General features: G+C 66.4%; 13 protein-coding genes. 6 read left to right on the top strand and 7 right to left on the bottom strand.

The annotated features are described in order from the left end of the window. The first annotated feature begins 2 nt into the window (after positions 1 to 2). From QX108_RS15315 to QX108_RS15300, 4 genes are read left to right on the top strand one after another with little or no spacing between them, the layout of a single operon-like run. Entirely contained in the window at positions 3 to 296 is a 294-nt protein-coding gene (locus QX108_RS15315) for a (2Fe-2S)-binding protein (RefSeq protein WP_315787549.1), read from the top strand. Continuing rightward, positions 289 to 1,683: an NAD(P)/FAD-dependent oxidoreductase gene (locus tag QX108_RS15310; protein ID WP_315787550.1), complete on the top strand. Its 1,395-nt coding sequence runs from the start codon at positions 289 to 291 to the stop codon at positions 1,681 to 1,683. The genes QX108_RS15315 and QX108_RS15310 overlap by 8 nt, the downstream gene beginning before the upstream one ends. Further along, complete coding sequence (locus QX108_RS15305; protein WP_315787551.1) at positions 1,667 to 2,818, top strand: FAD-dependent oxidoreductase; 1,152 nt, start codon at positions 1,667 to 1,669, stop codon at positions 2,816 to 2,818. The genes QX108_RS15310 and QX108_RS15305 overlap by 17 nt, the downstream gene beginning before the upstream one ends. A gap of 12 nt (positions 2,819 to 2,830) precedes the next feature. Further along, positions 2,831 to 3,877, top strand: a complete 1,047-nt coding sequence (locus QX108_RS15300; protein ID WP_315787552.1) for a polyamine ABC transporter substrate-binding protein — start codon at positions 2,831 to 2,833, stop codon at positions 3,875 to 3,877. Between the two features lie 380 nt (positions 3,878 to 4,257). Here the strand turns inward: QX108_RS15300 and QX108_RS15295 are convergent, their stop codons facing one another. Continuing rightward, positions 4,258 to 4,980 (bottom strand): pyridoxamine 5'-phosphate oxidase family protein, encoded by a 723-nt coding sequence (locus QX108_RS15295; RefSeq protein ID WP_315787553.1) that lies wholly within the window; start codon positions 4,978 to 4,980, stop codon positions 4,258 to 4,260. A gap of 65 nt (positions 4,981 to 5,045) precedes the next feature. On the opposite strand from QX108_RS15295, the gene QX108_RS15290 reads away from it, so the two are divergent. Then, complete coding sequence (locus QX108_RS15290; protein WP_315787554.1) at positions 5,046 to 6,506, top strand: PLP-dependent aminotransferase family protein; 1,461 nt, start codon at positions 5,046 to 5,048, stop codon at positions 6,504 to 6,506. On the opposite strand, the gene QX108_RS15285 is transcribed toward QX108_RS15290, so the two are convergent. From QX108_RS15285 to QX108_RS15270, 4 genes are all read right to left on the bottom strand, one after another. Continuing rightward, positions 6,494 to 7,768, bottom strand: coding sequence for an MBL fold metallo-hydrolase (locus QX108_RS15285; protein ID WP_315787559.1), 1,275 nt, complete (start codon positions 7,766 to 7,768; stop codon positions 6,494 to 6,496). The genes QX108_RS15290 and QX108_RS15285 overlap by 13 nt on opposite strands. A 160-nt stretch (positions 7,769 to 7,928) precedes the next feature. Continuing rightward, entirely contained in the window at positions 7,929 to 9,839 is a 1,911-nt protein-coding gene (locus QX108_RS15280) for a peptidase M4 (RefSeq protein ID WP_315725168.1), read from the bottom strand. A gap of 52 nt (positions 9,840 to 9,891) precedes the next feature. Then, the gene (locus QX108_RS15275) at positions 9,892 to 11,049 is read right to left on the bottom strand and encodes a patatin-like phospholipase family protein (RefSeq protein WP_315725170.1); all 1,158 of its coding nucleotides are present in this window, start codon (positions 11,047 to 11,049) and stop codon (positions 9,892 to 9,894) included. A gap of 113 nt (positions 11,050 to 11,162) precedes the next feature. Further along, on the bottom strand, positions 11,163 to 11,741 hold the full coding sequence (locus QX108_RS15270; protein WP_315787555.1) for a hypothetical protein: 579 nt from the start codon (positions 11,739 to 11,741) through the stop codon (positions 11,163 to 11,165). A 227-nt stretch (positions 11,742 to 11,968) separates the two neighbouring features. Between QX108_RS15270 and QX108_RS15265 the strand changes: the two genes are divergently transcribed. Next, complete coding sequence (locus tag QX108_RS15265) at positions 11,969 to 13,057, top strand: SMP-30/gluconolactonase/LRE family protein (RefSeq protein ID WP_315787556.1); 1,089 nt, start codon at positions 11,969 to 11,971, stop codon at positions 13,055 to 13,057. A 93-nt stretch (positions 13,058 to 13,150) separates the two neighbouring features. Here QX108_RS15265 and QX108_RS15260 read toward each other — a convergent pair whose 3' ends face one another. Both QX108_RS15260 and garD read right to left on the bottom strand, forming a co-directional pair. Further along, positions 13,151 to 13,945 (bottom strand): class II aldolase/adducin family protein, encoded by a 795-nt coding sequence (locus QX108_RS15260; protein ID WP_315787557.1) that lies wholly within the window; start codon positions 13,943 to 13,945, stop codon positions 13,151 to 13,153. 179 nt (positions 13,946 to 14,124) lie between these two features. Further along, a complete protein-coding gene (garD, locus tag QX108_RS15255; protein ID WP_315725178.1) occupies positions 14,125 to 15,663 on the bottom strand; it encodes a galactarate dehydratase in 1,539 nt (512 codons plus the stop codon). Positions 15,664 to 15,890: the final 227 nt, after the last annotated feature.

Here is a 15,890-nt window from a genome sequence, read left to right as displayed (position 1 = left end):
ACATGCCGCTGCTGCATCGCCTCGTCCGTACCGACAGCCCGGTGATCTTCTTCACCCTCGACGGCGTGCCCTGCGAAGGTCGCGCCGGCGACACCGTGCTGACGGCCGTGCTCTGTCACGGCGAGCGGCTGCGTGAGAGCGAGTTCTCCGGCTCAGCCCGCGCCGGCTTCTGCCAGATGGGCGCGTGCCAGGATTGCTGGGTGCAGCTCGCCGGCGGCGAGCGGCTGCGCGCCTGTACGACTCCGCTGACCGAGGGCATGCACATCGTCACGCAGCGGGGGCGCGGCCATGGCTGAGCGCGCGCCGCCCTTGATCGTCGGCGCCGGCCCGGCCGGCATCCGCGCGGCGATCACGCTCGCCGCCGCCGGCCTGCGGCCGACGGTCATCGATGAGGCCCACGCCTGCGGCGGCCAGATCTATCGCCAGCCGCTTACTCCCGACGGCCGCGATGACCGCGCCCGCTACGGCTCCGAGGCCGCCAAGGCCTCGCGGCTGCATCGCGACTTCGCGGGGCTCGGCAACGATGTCGACTACCGTCCGAATACATTGTTGTGGAATCTGCGCGACGGTGCCGCCGATCTTCTCCGCGACGGCGTCAATCACCGCGTGAGCTATGACGGGCTGATCCTCGCCACCGGCGCGACCGATCGCGTGCTGCCGATTCCCGGCTGGACCTTGCCCGGCGTGTTCACGCTCGGCGGCGCGCAGGTCGCGCTCAAGGCACAGGGCTGCGCGATCGGCGGGCGGGTGGTGTTCGCCGGCTCCGGCCCGCTGCTCTATCTCGTCGCCTGGCAATACATGAAGGCCGGTGTCGAGGTCGCGGCGGTGCTCGACGCGGCGCCGCTGTCGGCGAAACTCAATCTGCTGCGCGCGTTGCTGCTCGCGCCTGACATCGTGCTGCGTGGCATACGCATGGCGGCGGAGCTGGCGCTGCGCGGCACGCGCGTGCAACTCGGCGTCTGCGCTCTTCGCATCGAAGGCGAGGGTCGGGTTGCACGCATCCTCTATCGGGCCGGAGGACGCGAGCACGCGATCGCCTGCGACGGCGTGGGCTATGGCTTGAACCTGCGCTCGGAGACGCAGGCCGCCGATCTCGCCGGCTGCGCGTTCCGCTTCGATCCGCGCGACCGTGCACATCTGCCGCTGCGCGATCCCAGCGGCCGCAGCAGCGTGCCGGGGGTCTATCTCGCCGGCGACGGCGCGCGCATCGCCGGCGCCGACGCGGCGGAAGCGGCCGGCGAACGCGCCGCGCTGGCGCTGCTGGAAGACCGTCGCCTGCCGCATGAGGCCGCGCGGGCCGCCGCCCTCGAACACACGCTCGCGAGAATCGATCGCCTGCGCGATGCGCTCGAAGCCGCGTTTCCCTTTCCGGCGCATTGGGCCGACGGCATTGCCGATGACACGCTGCTCTGCCGTTGCGAGGACATCAGCGCTGGCGAGGCGCGGCGCGCGATCGACGACTTCGCACTCACCGAAATGAACCGGCTCAAGGCGGTGACGCGCATCGGCATGGGCCGTTGCCAGGGCCGCATGTGCGGCGTAGCTGCCGCCGAGCTGCTGGCGGCGCAAGCAAATCGCGACATCGGGGCCGTCGGCCGGCTCCGCGCGCAGGCGCCGATCAAGCCGATCCCGCTGGCCGTGAGCCTGTCCGTCGATGAGAGGCAGCATGACCCGGCGCATTGACTGCGATGTCGCGATCATCGGCGGCGGGCTGGTCGGCAGCTCCGCGGCGCTGGCGCTGCGCGGCATGGGTTTTTCGGTCACGCTGCTCGACAAGGGCTTTTGCGGCGCGCAGGCGAGCGGCGTGAACTATGGCGGCGTGCGCCGCCAGGGCAGGCCGCCGGAGCAGTTGCCGCTGTCGCAGCGCTCGCACGCGATCTGGCCGCGACTGCAACAGCTGATCGGCATCGACGGCGAGTTCCTGCGCTCGGGCCATCTCAAGCTGGCACGCAGTGCGGCTGACATGGCAAGTCTCGAGCACTATGCCGCGGAGGTCGCAGCCTTCGGGCTCGATCTCGAACTCATCGGCCACAATCAGCTGCGCGAGCGCTTCGGCATCGCAGGCGATATCGTCGGCGGCTCGTTCTGCCCGGGCGACGGTCATGCCAATCCTCGGCTCGTCGCAACGGCCTTTGCCGCAGCGGCCCGCCGGGCCGGCGCAGAGGTGTTGGAGAGGACGAAGGTTACCGGCGCCAGCAGGACGTTCGAAGGCTTTGCGCTGGAGGCCGGCGACGTCGCCATCAAGGCGCGCACGGTCATCAACAGCGCCGGCGCCTGGGCCGACAACTTTGCTGCCGCGTTCCGCGAGCCGGTGCCGCTGAAGCGCACCTATCCGTCGATGATCGTGACCGAGCCGCTCGATCCGTTTCTCGGCGTCAACATCGGCATCGAAGGCGGCGGCATCTATGCGCGGCAGGTCGCGCGCGGCAACGTCGTGGTCGGCGGCGAGCGCGCCGCGCCGCTTCCCGATCCCGACTATTCACGCCCGCGCAGCGACGGCGCGCTCACGATCATGCAGCGCGCGAGCGAGCTGTTCGGTCCGCTGCGCCACGCCCAGGCGATCCGGTTCTGGAGCGGCACCGAGGCAACGATGCCCGATCGCAATCCGGTGATTGGGCCGAGCTCCACGACGCCGGGACTCATTCACGCCTTCGGCTTCTCCGGTGCCGGCTTCCAGATCGCGCCGGGTGTCGGCGAAGTCCTCGCCGAACTGGTGCGCGATGGCCGGACTGTGACTCCGATCGACGCTTTCGCGGTCACCCGTTTCTCACCCGCATCGCAGCCGGGCGATGCTCCCTACCCAACGACGACAGGATAAGGAGACCTCGCCATGATCAATGCCCGCGCCGCGCTCGGCTCAGCCGTCGCGCTGATGCTCGCCACATCAGTTGCGCACGCCGAAACCAAGACGCTCTATGTCGGCATGAACGGCGGCAATTTCGAGCGCACCTATACGCAGGCGGTGTTCCCGGATTTCGAGAAGGCCAACGACGTCAAGATCGTCGTCGTGCCCGGCACGTCCTCGGAGATCCTCGCCAAGGCGATCGCCGCCAAGGACAAGCCGCAGATGCATGTGATGTTTCTCGACGACGGCGTGATGATCCGCGCGGCCGGCCTCGGCCTGTGCGAGAAGCTGAGGCCGAGCGAGGCGCTCGGCCAGCTCGAGCCGTTTGCGCGGCTGAAGGACGACATTGCCGCCGGCATCGACATCGGCATGACCGGGCTCGCCTACAACAAGAAGCTGTTCGACGAGAAGGGCTGGGCGGCACCGACCTCCTGGCTCGATCTCGCCGATCCCAAATACAAGGACAAGGTCGTGTTCCAGTCGGCCTCGGTCTCGACCTTCGGCTTGCACGCCTTCCTGATGTTCAACCGCATCAAGGGCGGCAGCGAGGCCAATGTCGAGCCGGGCTTCAAGGCGTTTCCCGAGACGATCGGCAAGAACGTGCTCGAATACATCCCGAACTCGGCCAAGATCTCCGAGATGGTTCAGACCGGCGAGGCCGCGATCTTCCCGCTGACGCCGACGGCGGTGTCGACCTTGAAGGAGAAGGGCATTGCGGTGGAGTATGCGCAGCCGAAGGAAGGCTCCGTCGTGCTGATGGTCGCGCAATGCGTGATCGCCAACAATTCGGACGCCGAGCTGGCGCAGAAGCTTGCCGCCTATCTGCTGTCGCCGGAAGCACAGGCCAAGGCGCTGGCGGCCGGCAACATCGTGCCGTCCAACACCCTGGCCAAGGCCACGACGCCCGCCGCCGAGCAGAAGCTCGCGACCTTCCACACCTACATGAAGACCGCGATCACGCTCGACTGGGACGTCATCAACGCCAAGCGCCCAGAGTGGAACACGCGCTGGAACCGGATGATCGAAAAGTAAGGCTGGCTTCGGTACGCCGTTCGTGCGAGCGGAGCATCCAGATCATTCGTGCAGCCCCTGGATCGCTTCGCTGGCGCTCGCGATGACGTGAGGGGAGCCGGCGCGTCTATGCTTCCACGGGAGCCTCTGCGCATGATGAATTCCGCTGTCGTCCCGGACAAGCCCCGGCGCGCGAGAGCGCGGTGGGGCGCTGATCCGGGACCCATACGCCGCAGCAGACATGAGGCGCGAGCTGGTCGTTGCCCTTCTGCCTCAAACCACTTCCTGTGGTTATGGATCCCGGCTTTCGCCGGGATGACGGCGGTGGTTGTCGAGACGGCTGTGCATCATCGTCGACGGTCCAGAATCGACAACCGGCATCTGCGATAGTGGCACTGCAACTACCCCGCCGGATAGCTCATCGCATAGGCCTCCGTCAGCGCCTCATCGAGCAGCCGCCCGGCGCTGAATCCGGCGAGCGTTGCCGGGCGCGTTAGGCCGGGTAGTAGCCGGGAGCATGGCTCCGGCGGCTCGATCACGGTCCGCACCGGAATCCGCTCGGCATAGATCGGCAGCGCATAGTCCTCGTCGTCATCGATGATTCCGGCGGCGCGGATCTTGGCGGAGGCTTTCTCGATCTCCATGGTCACCACCGACGTCGCCTTGAGCTCCTGCTCCGTGGTCGGGCGCAACGTTGCGGTGCGGCCCGGGAACAGACGGTCGACCATCATGGTCAAGGCCCGCGCCTTCTCGGTCTGGTCCTCGATCAGCCTGCTATGGCCGAACGCCATCACCGATCGGTAGTCGGCAGAGTGATGGAAGGCGCTGCGCGCCAGCACCAGGCTGTCGAGATGCGTCACGGTCAGGCAGGCCGGCTGTCCCTCGGACAGATTGCGCAGCATCCGGCTCGCGCTCGAGCCATGCCAGTACAGCGTCGTCCCCTCGCGCCAATACAGTGTCGGCGTGCAGTAGGGTTGGCCGTCGATGACGTACGACACGTGGCAGAGGGTGCCTGAGTCGAGCAGGGCGTGCACGGTGGCGTGATCGTAGTGCGCACGTTGGTGCCTCCGCTTGACGCGGTTGGTGTCGTCGACGGGGTAGCTCCCCACCTGTTGCTCGGACATGGTCGGTCTCCTGTTTGCGAGCAAGGTCATGCCATGGCAAAGTGGTTGCGGGGAGTTCCACTTCGATGCCAAATCCAGCAACCACTTCTCGGCGCCGGGACGATGTTCTGGCGCTGCCGATCCGGCTCGATCGCGCCATTCGGGGGCAGTCGCAGCAGGTGCACGCGGCCCTGCGGAGCGGAATCGTCGACGGGCTGCTCGCGCCCGGTCTGCGGCTGCCGTCGTCGCGCGCGCTCGCCGAGCAGCTTGGCGTTCGTCGTAACGCGATCGTTGCTGCTTATGAGGCGCTGCTGTCCGACGGCCTGGTGGAGGCGCGGCATGGTGCCGGCACCTATGTCGCCGCTCAGCTGCCCGCGCCGCAAGCGGCCGCGCCGGCGGCCGAGTTGGAGATCCGCATTCCGCCGCGACGGCCATTCGCGCTCGGCTGCACGCTGGTCGATCCAGGGCTCCTGAAGCGGCTCGCCGCGGTCAGCCGTCGAACGATAGCGCAGGCCGCCCCCGACGAGCTCGGCTATGGCGATCCGCGCGGCAGCCTGCATCTGCGCACCCGGATTGCGCACTATCTCGCCGCCAATCGCGGTGTCCGCTGCGATCCGAGCTGCATCCTGATCGTGAGCGGCACGCAGCACGGGCTGCGCCTGTGCATCGATGCGCTGCTTGCATCGGGAGACGCCGTCTGGTTCGAGGATCCCGGCTATGTCGCCTCGCGCCATACCCTGAGCACGACCGGCGCGAAGCTTGTGCCGGTGCCGGTCGACGGCGAAGGCATCGTCGTGAGCGCTGGAGAAAAGGCTTGGGCAAGAGCCAAAGCCGCCTATGTCACGCCTTCGCATCAGTTTCCGACCGGCGTCGCGATGAGCATGGCGCGGCGCATCGCGCTGCTGGAATGGGCGCGCAAGGCTGGCGCCTACATCTTCGAGGACGACTACGACAGCGAGTATCGTTTCGCCGGGCCGCCGTTGACGGCGCTTGCCGGGATCGGCGGCGAGCGGGTGATCTATCTCGGCACCTTCGCCAAGACGTTGTTTGCCGGGCTGCGGCTCGGCTATCTCGTGGTGCCGCCCGCGCTCGTGGCCCGCGTCGTCGCCGCGCGCGCCGCGCAGGACCGCTTTCCGCCCGCCTTCATGCAGGAGGCGCTGGCGGATCTGATGGCCGACGGCGTGATCGCCGCGCACATGCGGCGGATGCGGCCGCGCTATCGCCAGGCGCGCGATGTGGTCGCGGAGGCGCTCGGCAAGTACGCGAAGGGATCACTGGAATTGTCCGCGCCCGCGCAGGGGCTGCATCTCCTGGCGACGCTGCCACCGGGAGCGCCGAGAGGCGCAGCGCGGCTGATCCGCGAACGCGCCGATATCGAATGTCGTCTCCTGTCCGATGCGCGGATCGTGCAGCGCGGGCCGGACGGCTTCATTCTCGGCTATGCCGGCTTTCCACCGAAGGATCTCGCCGATGCCGCGAGGCGGCTCGGCCGCGCAGCGCAGGAGGTTCTGCGTGACCTGGGATCTCGGCGAGCTCAGAAATCATAGTCGATGAAGAGCTGCTGTCCCGGCGCGCTGAAAGCAGGGGGCAGCGGGCCGGCATCGGGGTTTGCAGGCTTGTCCGGGGCGGCGGCGACCTGGTCGCTGCGCGCCAGCTGATCGTTCATGCGCTGGCGGAGCGCGTCGAGAAGCGGTGCGCGCGGCACCTCGTTGTAGGCGTGCTCCTGGGTCGAGCACATCCCGACGCAGCCGATGCGCATCGCCTTGACGGCATCCTTCGGGGTCGCATTCGCGCTGCCGTGATGACCGACCTTGTAGAAATCGATCTTGCCCAGAATGTCCCGGGCCCTGGCGGTGAGCTGGGTATGGCCTGGCGTGCCATAGGCGCCGCCATAGAGAAAGTTCTCCCAATTGCCCCATTGCGCGTCGCCTGCAAACAACAGGTTCTTGCCGGCGAACGAGAACAGGATGACGAGGCTCTGATTATTCAGCGTCTTGTCGGCGGCTTTCGCCTGCGCGGCCAGCACATCCGGCTGCGCGCCATCGAGCATGCTCTTGAGCCGATCGTAGCCGTAGGGCGCGAAGGCCTTGTCGCCGTAGTCCTCGCGCCTGCCGCGGAAGGCATTCCCGAACGGCTTCAATCGCTCCGGCTGGTCGCTGATCTCGGTAGCGCCCGCCAGATATTGCTGGTTCTTGTTGGTCATCTGGCGGATCAGGGCGTCGTCGATCGGCGGTCCCAGGATCTCGGCGGTGAGGCCCGCCGCGGCGAGAGCCGCAGGAAGCATCGGCACGTCGCCGGCCTTGTAGTAATCAGGCTTTGGCTGGCTGTTCTTGAAGCCGCCATGCAGCACGTTCAGCGCCTTCTGGTTCGCGGCGATGCCCGCAACGCCGAGGCCTCCGGTGATGTTCTCGGCCATGCTCAGCAATTGCTCCACCGCGGGATCCGGCGCTGCCGCCAGCCGCGCCTGGAACTGCCGTCCGAGTTGGCCAGCCATCGCGACCAGGCTTGCCTGAAATGCCACGGCTTTCTGATCGTCCGGGTTCTCGAACCAGGGCATCCACACCCGCTCCACCTCGATCTCAGCGAAAATGTCGGCACAGCTGCCGAAGCCCGAGATGTGATCGGCATGACGGTGCGTCATGATCACCAGCGCAAGCCGGTTGCCGCAATCCTTCGCCATCTGCATGACGGCCGCGCGCATGCTGCCGAGATCCTTGGCGTGAACGCCGCAATCGATCAGGATATGGCTGGCGCCGCCACCGGTCGGCACGCTGAGCAGGAAGAAGTCGCCGAAGCCGATGCGGTACATGCGCACGCGCAGGCCGCGGGCGGCCTGTGGCGCCGCGGCGGTTGGCGAGGGCGCGGCCTTGGCCGCGGGCGTCGTCCGCTTGCGGACAGATCCGCCGCTGCGGGCAGGCTTCCGCGTGCGCGAGGGGCTGGATGGTTCGGACCTCTGGCGACCAGGCATGTCAGACTCCCGCATGGAGCAGCGCGAAGTCCAGCCGGAAGCGCTTGTCCTCGTCATGTTCGGACGGCGTCGTGGTGGCGCGTCCGCTGCCGACGTAGAAATTGCGCACGCGTTCCTCGCGGTCGGGATGGTAGAGCTTGGGAATGACGAAGCGCACGCGCGGAGTGGGGCGCTTGTCATGCTCGGGTGGATCCTGCGCAATCAGCAGCGTGACGCCGTTGCGCAGCGGGAATGTGCCGGGGATGCCGTGGCCGAACGGGACGCGCATGGTCTGCACCAGCTCCACGATCATGCTGACATAGAGCTTGCCGTCCTTTCCGGTCGAGAACATCGGATGAAAGGAAGGGGCCTCGATCTTGGCGACCTTCGGATCGAAGCCGAGCTTGTCCGCTTTCTCGACGGCAAAGGCGCGCAGCACGTCGCCATTGTGGTCCTTCTCCGCCTTGGTGAGGCCGTTGGGATCACCGAAGATAAGGTCTTCTACCTCCAGCTTCCCGCGCACCACCTTCGGCCAGAACAGCGCCTCCTCGGAAAAGGCGCTTGCGTTCTCGGCGATGATGCCGCGCAGACGAAAGGCCTGCATCAAGGCGTCACGGATGTGGTCCGGGTCATCGGGTGTGTAGTCCAGATGTGCCGTGAGCAGCGCACGGAGGAAGTCGCCGAAGGTGATGTCGACCGGCGGGCAGTAGTCCAGCGCACGAGCGCAGATGGTGAAGAACTCCTCGGCCGTCCGGCTTGCCTCCATCGCCAGCCGGTTCGCGAGCGGCGCCGGCAGATCGGCCTTGTCGATATTTCCGCCGCCGGCTCGAAAGATCCGGAACAGGTCGAAGGTTCTGCGGCCGTAGACGGTGAAGTAGGCGTCGAAGACCGCGGCGACCAGTATCGAGCCGCGCTCATGCGGTTCGATCTTGGTCGAGATCTCCTTGGCCCCTTCGGGAGTCGCCGGCGTCATCAGGGCGCTGCGCAGGCAGGACTGTCGCCCTGCGGCTTCGCCGAACTGAGTGGCCAGCGCGATCAGCGGGTTTTCAGCGCTGAGCTGCGACTGGATTGCCGGCGTGGCCCCAGGCGCCAGTTCGGCGTCTCCCTTCAGCTTGAACTCGAACAGCTTGCCGCCGGTCTTCTGCAGCGTATCGACCAGCACCTCCTTATGCGAGAAATGCAGGAATAGCGCGGCGAGATCGGCGAATGCCTCGTGAAAGGCCGCCACGTCGACATTGGTCGGCTCCATGAAATGCTCGCGGATGCCGTCGACGATCGCGTGCGTGGTCTCGTGCACGATGATGTCGTGCGACAGGCAGGTGAACACGGTCTGGCCCGGCAGGTTGCGGCCTGGATTGGTGCGGCTGGCTTTGAAGTAGCCGAACAGGATGCCGTGCGCGTCCGGACTGTAGAAGGCATTCGCCTCGCACATGGCGTGCGGAAACAGGTTCAGTCGCCGGGAGGCGCCTCTGGGCGCGGGCGGTTGACTGCGGTCGAGCCGGGTCCGCCAGCGCACCCGGCGACCCAGGGCATATTCGAAGCGCTGCAGGGTCTCGCTCGCGACGGCATACACCATCTGCTGATGAAAGCGCGGGTCCGCCTCCGAGGGAAGCAGCCCGTGCGTCATCAGCAGTTTCGGATCGTCGAGATCGACCGGCTTGTAAAAGGTCTTCTGGCTGCCGTCGTAGTCGATCACCGCGAAGCGCTCGCCGACTGGACCGGCTGCGAGGTTCTCGTAGCGGACACGCGTGACCATCTGATTGCTGACGAACTTGCCGAGGCTCGGATCGAACGCATAGACGTTGAGCGGACGCTCCGAGGGAAAGGGGATTTCCGTCGTTGAGAAGATGTCCTCCGGCGTCTCGGCCTGCGCGGTGGTTGCTTCGCTCCTGGACGTGACGTCGTCGCATTTGAACCGCGATGGATAGGTCATCCTCACCTCTGCGGGACGCCCGCTAATGTTGGTTGGACACGAGGTCGCTCGATCAGTAGGCGCCCGGGAACGGGAAGCCGGTCGGATCTGCGATCTGAATTCCGAGCTTCTGTTGCAGCGCTGTGTCGATATGGGCGCGCAGCGCTGCGTCGCAGACCGCGTAGCCCCAGTTCATCAGCCGGTTCTGTAGGTCGTGCGGCATCTTCTCGAGCCGGGTCGGAATGGCCGCCAGCGCAGCGGGGTTTCGGTGCAGGCAGTCCAGCGGATCCGCGGCCAGCCCGTAGTCCGCGAAGCTGGTGCGGATGCCCCAGTAGGTGCCGGTGTGATCGCCCCGCCGATAGGCGTCGATCAACTGACGCTTGCGCAGGCTCCGGACCTGATTGTCGATGACGCCGAGGATGCGAACGGCATGGCGGGCCCAATCGTGATGCGGATCGTCCTCCGCAGCAATCTGCTGCCCGGCATCACTGACGAGCAGCGTCGAGAAGCGCTTCACGGTCTCGAGGCCCAGATTGTCGTAGACGCCGCCGTCGCTGAGCACGGCGCTCGTCGTATAAGGTGGATGATTGAGATCGGCGCCATCCACCTTCCGAACCGGCTGTCGGATCGGCAGCGTCAGCGGCGAAAGGATGGGAGGGAAAGCCGAGGAGGCCGCGACCGCAGTGGCAAGCGTCACGTCGGGTGCATCGACCAGCCCGACGCGATAATCGCCCATGTAACGACGCGAGAACCGCCATAGCACGGCGGACTGGACGTTGGTCGCGTTGATGACGAAGCGCGGCGCCTTGCCGCCGCCATCGTCTGGAAGGTCGGCGAGCTTCTTGCCGCCGAACAGAACGCCGTCATACGCGGCCGCCACACGATCGCTGATCGTGCCGGGCAGCAGGATCCCGCCGATCACCGCGCCGACATCGACCGATGTGTCCGCCATCCTGCGAAGACCATCGACGATGATGGTGAGGTTGTCCGCCTTGCCCGCAGCGTCGAAACGAAGGTCCTTCCAACGGAGGCCGAGATAGGCGGCGGTGATCGAACCGCCGGACACGCTGGAAATGCGCTTGAGCCGGCTCAGCAGTCCGACTTCGTTGAGCCGCCACAGCGCGCCGATGTGAAACAGCATCGCGCGGTAGCCGCCGCCGGACAGAGACAGCGTCACGCCGTCTTCGTGCTGCGCGCTTGCGGCTTCGAGGTCGGTCGGCTCGGTCGGCATGACGGTCCTCCCCTTTGCCGATAGGTCGGGGGGGACGGGCACACGTTCAACGGGATGACGAATTTTTTTGCATCCAGCACAAGCAACGGCGCCGGACTGCCGAGCCGGCAGGCTTACTGGTAGGGATTGTGCTCCGCGTTGGTCATGGTCTGGCGTACGCGGCGCAGGATGATGGGCGTGCCGTCGGAGACGAATTGCAGCTCGTAGGCGCGGCCGGACTCGTCCTTGGCGGAGCAGGTCACGCTCGTCACCTTGAGCATGGCGAAATTGCCGATCTGCCGGCACACGCCCGACGAGATCTGCGCTGCGGGCACCGGAATGCCGTCCACCTTCGGGCGGTGCTTCGAGTTCAACAGCATGCGATCGATCGGGAGCTCGTAGACGTTCTGGATCGATCGACGGCCGTTGATGCCGGAGAAGGCGATGATGTGGCTCTCGTCGGAGGGATCGTCGAGCGCGACGGTAAAATGCGCGCGGCCCTTTTCGCTGTGAAAGAATGCCACGGTCTTGCACGGGAATTCGCGGCCGTCGACCTTCACGGTGCGACAGGTGCCGGACATCAGCGCGTAGAGATCGATGTCGGGCTTGTCCTCGAGCGAGCCGGCGGCCGGAAGCGGCGGTTCGGCCAGGCACGGCGTGCCGAGGCACAGACCGAACGCCACGGCGAGGAGACGGGTAAAATGCAGGGGCATCCGCGGGGTGAGCCTCGTGGGAATCATGTCTGCGCGGGAATTAGCGTTGTGTCAGCTTTGCGGCGAAAAGAGGCCCGAGCAGCGCCGGCACGACCCGTCCGCTGCAGCGCGGGAATGGCCGTGCGCCGATCGATACCGCAAAAGCAATGGAAAGTTCCGCGCGCACCTTCTATGGGAAGAACATGGCCGGTCCCCGGCCCAACACAAGAACGATACGGAGGAGACTGATGATATTGTCGCGTCGCGGCATGCTTTCGGCCGCGCTCAGCGGAGCGGCGCTGGCGATCTCGGGGCAGGCGAAGGCGCAATCCTTCGCGTTCAAGCCGAACCAGCGCTATCCCGATCCCGCGGTCGAGATCCTCGATCCGAGCTTCGCCAAGTATCGCCTCTACAGCTCGACCGTCGAGCAGGTCGCCAGCGGCATGCGCTGGGCGGAGGGGCCGGTCTATTTTCCCGAAGAACGCTGTGTTCTGGTCAGCGACATCCCCAACAACCGGATCATGAAGTACAGCGAGGACGACGGCAGCTTCACCGTCGTCCGCAGCCCTTCGAACTACGCCAACGGCAACACGCGCGACCGCCAGGGGCGGCTCGTCAGCTGCGAACATTCGGTGACGCGCCGCATCACCCGGACGGAGAAGAACGGCACCGTGACCGTGCTCGCCGACAGCTTCGAAGGCAAGCGGCTGAACGCGCCGAACGACATCGTGGTGAAGTCGGACGACACGATCTGGTTCACCGATCCCCTGTTCGGCATCAATGGCAATTGGGAGGGCTTCAAGGCCAAATCCGAGCAGGCCGGCACCAACGTGTTCCGCATCGGCACCGACGGCAAGCTGACCGCCGTCATTACCGATCTCGTCAATCCGAACGGGCTCGCCTTTTCGCCGGACGAGAAGAAGCTCTACGTCGTGGAGTGGAAGGGCACGCCGAACCGCAGCATCTGGAGCTACGACGTCAATGCCGACGGCACGGTCGGCAACAAGACCAAGCTGATCGACGCCGCCGACCAGGGCTCGCTCGACGGTTTCCGCGTCGACCGTGACGGCAATCTCTGGTGCGGCTGGGGATCGAACGGCGCGCTGGCGTCGGAGCCGGTCGACGTCAACGGCCGCAAGGTGTTTCCGCTCAAGGGCAAGCCGGAGGATCTCGATGGCGTCATGGTGTTCAACCCGCAGGGCAAGCCGATCGGCTTCATCCGGCTGCCCGAGCGCTGCGCCAACCTGACGTTCGGCGGGCCGAAGAACAACCGGCTCTACATGGCGGCGTCGCATTCGCTGTACGCGCTGTATGTCGAGACGGAAGGCGCGCTGTAGAACGGCGTCGGCGCTGCAGAGAATTCCGGAGCGAACCCCGGGGCGCTCCGGAACGATCTTCGATGGTGTCGCCTGCAGCGCCATTGCTCCCGACTATTTCCCCGCCTGCACCTTCTGCTTCCACAGCACCCAGGCGCGGTCCATGATCACCATGTTGACGCCGTCGGCCTTGGCGGCTTCCTCGGCGCTGAGATAGGTCACATCGGAGCCGAGCCCGAGCGCCTGCGCTTGCAGTCGGGCATTGACGTCGGTGTAGTAGGCGCGGAACACGGCGGCCTGCACCGCAGGGCCGACGGTGACGTCGCCATGGCCGCGCATCAGCACGACCGATTTGTCGCCGAGCGCGGCTGCGAGCGATTTGCCGATCGCGTTGTTGCGCACCAGCATGTCGGTGGCGCCGAACTCCTTGCCGATGTCCCACACCGGCGCGCCTTCGCCGAGGAACGCGGCGTTGTGATAGAGCGGCTTCAGCGGCGTGCGGCTGACGCTGAAAGGAACGACGCCCGGTGAATGCGTGTGCACGACGGCGTTGACGTCGGCACGCGCCTTGTAGATCTCGGCATGGATGAAGCGTTCGAGGAAGACGGCGCGGTTCTTCGCGTCGACCGGCTCGCCGTTCTCGTCGAACTCCATGATGTCGGCGGCGGTGACCTGCGCCGGCGCAATCGAGCGCGCCATCAGGAAGTGGCGCGGATTGGCGGGACTGCGTGCGCTGACATGGCCGAAGGCATCGACGACACCGAGATCGGCGAGCACCCGGCTGCCGGTGGCGATGTCCTCGAGCAGCTCGCGCGGGACGCCGGGGATGGCGTCGTCGGCGCGGGAGGGGGCGGTCGAGAGGAGGAGGGCTGCTGCGGCGATTGCGGCGAAGCGGCTGAACTTGAACATCTGGCTCTTCCTCCCGGCCATTCGTTATCTAGGCTCGCTGCCTCAGCATACGCGTCATTGCGAGCGAAGCGAAGCAATCCAGGATGGTGGGCGGAACCCTGGATTGCTTCGCTTCGCTCGCAATGACGGGGATGGGTTCGAGCTTAGCAACTATCATGGCCGGGTCAGCGAGCGCCCCCTCAGGTCACCGGCGCCGGATTGAACAGCGTCAAATCATTGTGGATGCCCCAGCGGTCCGACCACGGCTTGGTGCGGCCGGAGGCGACGTCGAGGATCAGCTTGAACAGCTCCCAGCCGGTCTCCTCGATGGTCATCTCGCCGGTGGCGATGCGGCCGGCGTCGAAGTCGATCAGGTCCTTCCAGCGCCGCGCAAGTTCCGTACGTGTCGCGACCTTGATGACCGGCGCGGCGGCGAGGCCGTAGGGCGTGCCGCGGCCCGTCGTGAACACCTGAAGCGTCATGCCGGAGGCGAGTTGCAAGGTGCCGCAGATGAAGTCGGAGGCCGGCGTCGCCGCGAACAGCATGCCCTTCTGCTTGGCCTTCTCGCCCGGCGCCAGCACGCCGTGGATCGGTCCGGAGCCGGACTTCACGATCGAGCCGAGCGACTTCTCGACGATGTTGGCGAGGCCGCCCTTCTTGTTGCCCGGCGTCGTGTTGGCGCTGCGATCGGCACCGCCGCGTGCGAGATAGGAATCGTACCAATCCATCTCGCGGATCAGTGCGTGGCCGACCTCTTCGTTGATGGCGCGTCGCGTCAACAGCTGGATGGCGTCGCGAACTTCGGTGACTTCGGAGAACATCACCGTGGCGCCGGCGCGGACCAGCAGGTCGGCGGCGAAGCCGACGGCGGGATTGGCGGTGACGCCGGAGAACGCGTCGCTGCCGCCGCATTGCAGGCCGATGACGAGGTCGGAGGCCGGGCAGGTCTGGCGCGTGCGCTTGTTGAGCTCGGCGAGGCGGCGATCGGCCTGCGTCATGATCGCGTCGACGATGGCGCCGAAGCCGTCGAAGGCCTCGTCCTGCATGCGCACGATCGAGTCTTCAGTGCCTTCCGGAAGCAGCCGCTCCGGCGCGAGCTTCTCGCAGCCGAGGCCGACCACCAGGATTTCGCCGCCGAAGTTTGGATTCAGCGCGAGGTTCTGAAGCGTGCGGATCGGCACCACGGCGTCGGGCGCCGTGATCGCGACGCCGCAGCCATAGGCGTGAGTGAGCGCGACGACGTCGTCGACGTTGGGGTACTTCGGCAAGAGCTCGCTCTTGATGCGCTTGATCGCGAATTCGAGCGTGCCCTTCACGCATTGAACCGAGGTCGAGATGCCGAGCACGTTGCGGGTGCCGACCGAGCCGTCGGCGTTGCGATAGCCCTCGAAGGTGTAGCCCTCGAGCGGCGGCAGCGGTGCCGGCACGGCGGTTGAGATTTCCAGCTGGTCGAGGGCAGGGGCTTCGGGCATGTCGATGCGGGCTTCATCGACCCATTCGCCGGCTGCGATCGGCGACTTTGCGGTGCCGATGATCTCGCCGTAACGGACGATCGGCGCGCCCAGGGGAATGTCGACCAGCGCGGTCTTGTGGCCCTGCGGGACGAAGGTCTTCAGCGTCAGGCCGTCGGGAAGCTTGGTGCCGGCAGGCAGGCCGAAATCGTTCACCACGATCGCGACGTTGTCGCGCGCGTTGAGCTTGATGACCCGCGGCTCCTGGTTCACGACCTGCTGGTTCATGCTGGCTCCGTTTCGCTCCATAAGGTGGGCGACGCCCACGCATGGTGTCGTGTCCACCTGTTCGTTTTCTTCGTCCGTCGGTGGGCACGCTTAACATTGCTCACCGTACGATATTCGCGAGTCCGCATCGGCGGGCTCGGTGTACCTCGCCCCGCTTGCGGGGGGAGGTCGGATTGCATCGAAGATGCAATCCGGGTGAGGGGGTACAGGTCTCACCGCGAGCACTT

The sequence above is a fragment of the Bradyrhizobium sp. SZCCHNR1002 genome (genome assembly GCF_032381435.1).
Taxonomy (GTDB): Bacteria; Pseudomonadota; Alphaproteobacteria; order Rhizobiales; family Xanthobacteraceae; genus Bradyrhizobium; species Bradyrhizobium aeschynomenes.
This window is presented reverse-complemented; position numbering and strand designations above follow the sequence as displayed.

Bases quoted from the DNA above. Each gene is read 5' to 3' on its own strand.
- QX108_RS15315 (WP_315787549.1), top strand. From the start codon at position 3: ATGCCGCTGCTGCATCGCCTCGTCCGTACCGACAGCCCGGTGATCTTC.
- QX108_RS15310 (WP_315787550.1), top strand. From the start codon at position 289: ATGGCTGAGCGCGCGCCGCCCTTGATCGTCGGCGCCGGCCCGGCCGGC.
- QX108_RS15305 (WP_315787551.1), top strand. From the start codon at position 1,667: ATGACCCGGCGCATTGACTGCGATGTCGCGATCATCGGCGGCGGGCTG.
- QX108_RS15300 (WP_315787552.1), top strand. From the start codon at position 2,831: ATGATCAATGCCCGCGCCGCGCTCGGCTCAGCCGTCGCGCTGATGCTC.
- QX108_RS15295 (WP_315787553.1), bottom strand. From the start codon at position 4,980: ATGTCCGAGCAACAGGTGGGGAGCTACCCCGTCGACGACACCAACCGC.
- QX108_RS15290 (WP_315787554.1), top strand. From the start codon at position 5,046: ATGCCAAATCCAGCAACCACTTCTCGGCGCCGGGACGATGTTCTGGCG.
- QX108_RS15285 (WP_315787559.1), bottom strand. From the start codon at position 7,768: ATGTACCGCATCGGCTTCGGCGACTTCTTCCTGCTCAGCGTGCCGACC.
- QX108_RS15280 (WP_315725168.1), bottom strand. From the start codon at position 9,839: ATGACCTATCCATCGCGGTTCAAATGCGACGACGTCACGTCCAGGAGC.
- QX108_RS15275 (WP_315725170.1), bottom strand. From the start codon at position 11,049: ATGCCGACCGAGCCGACCGACCTCGAAGCCGCAAGCGCGCAGCACGAA.
- QX108_RS15270 (WP_315787555.1), bottom strand. From the start codon at position 11,741: ATGCCCCTGCATTTTACCCGTCTCCTCGCCGTGGCGTTCGGTCTGTGC.
- QX108_RS15265 (WP_315787556.1), top strand. From the start codon at position 11,969: ATGATATTGTCGCGTCGCGGCATGCTTTCGGCCGCGCTCAGCGGAGCG.
- QX108_RS15260 (WP_315787557.1), bottom strand. From the start codon at position 13,945: ATGTTCAAGTTCAGCCGCTTCGCCGCAATCGCCGCAGCAGCCCTCCTC.
- garD (WP_315725178.1), bottom strand. From the start codon at position 15,663: ATGAACCAGCAGGTCGTGAACCAGGAGCCGCGGGTCATCAAGCTCAAC.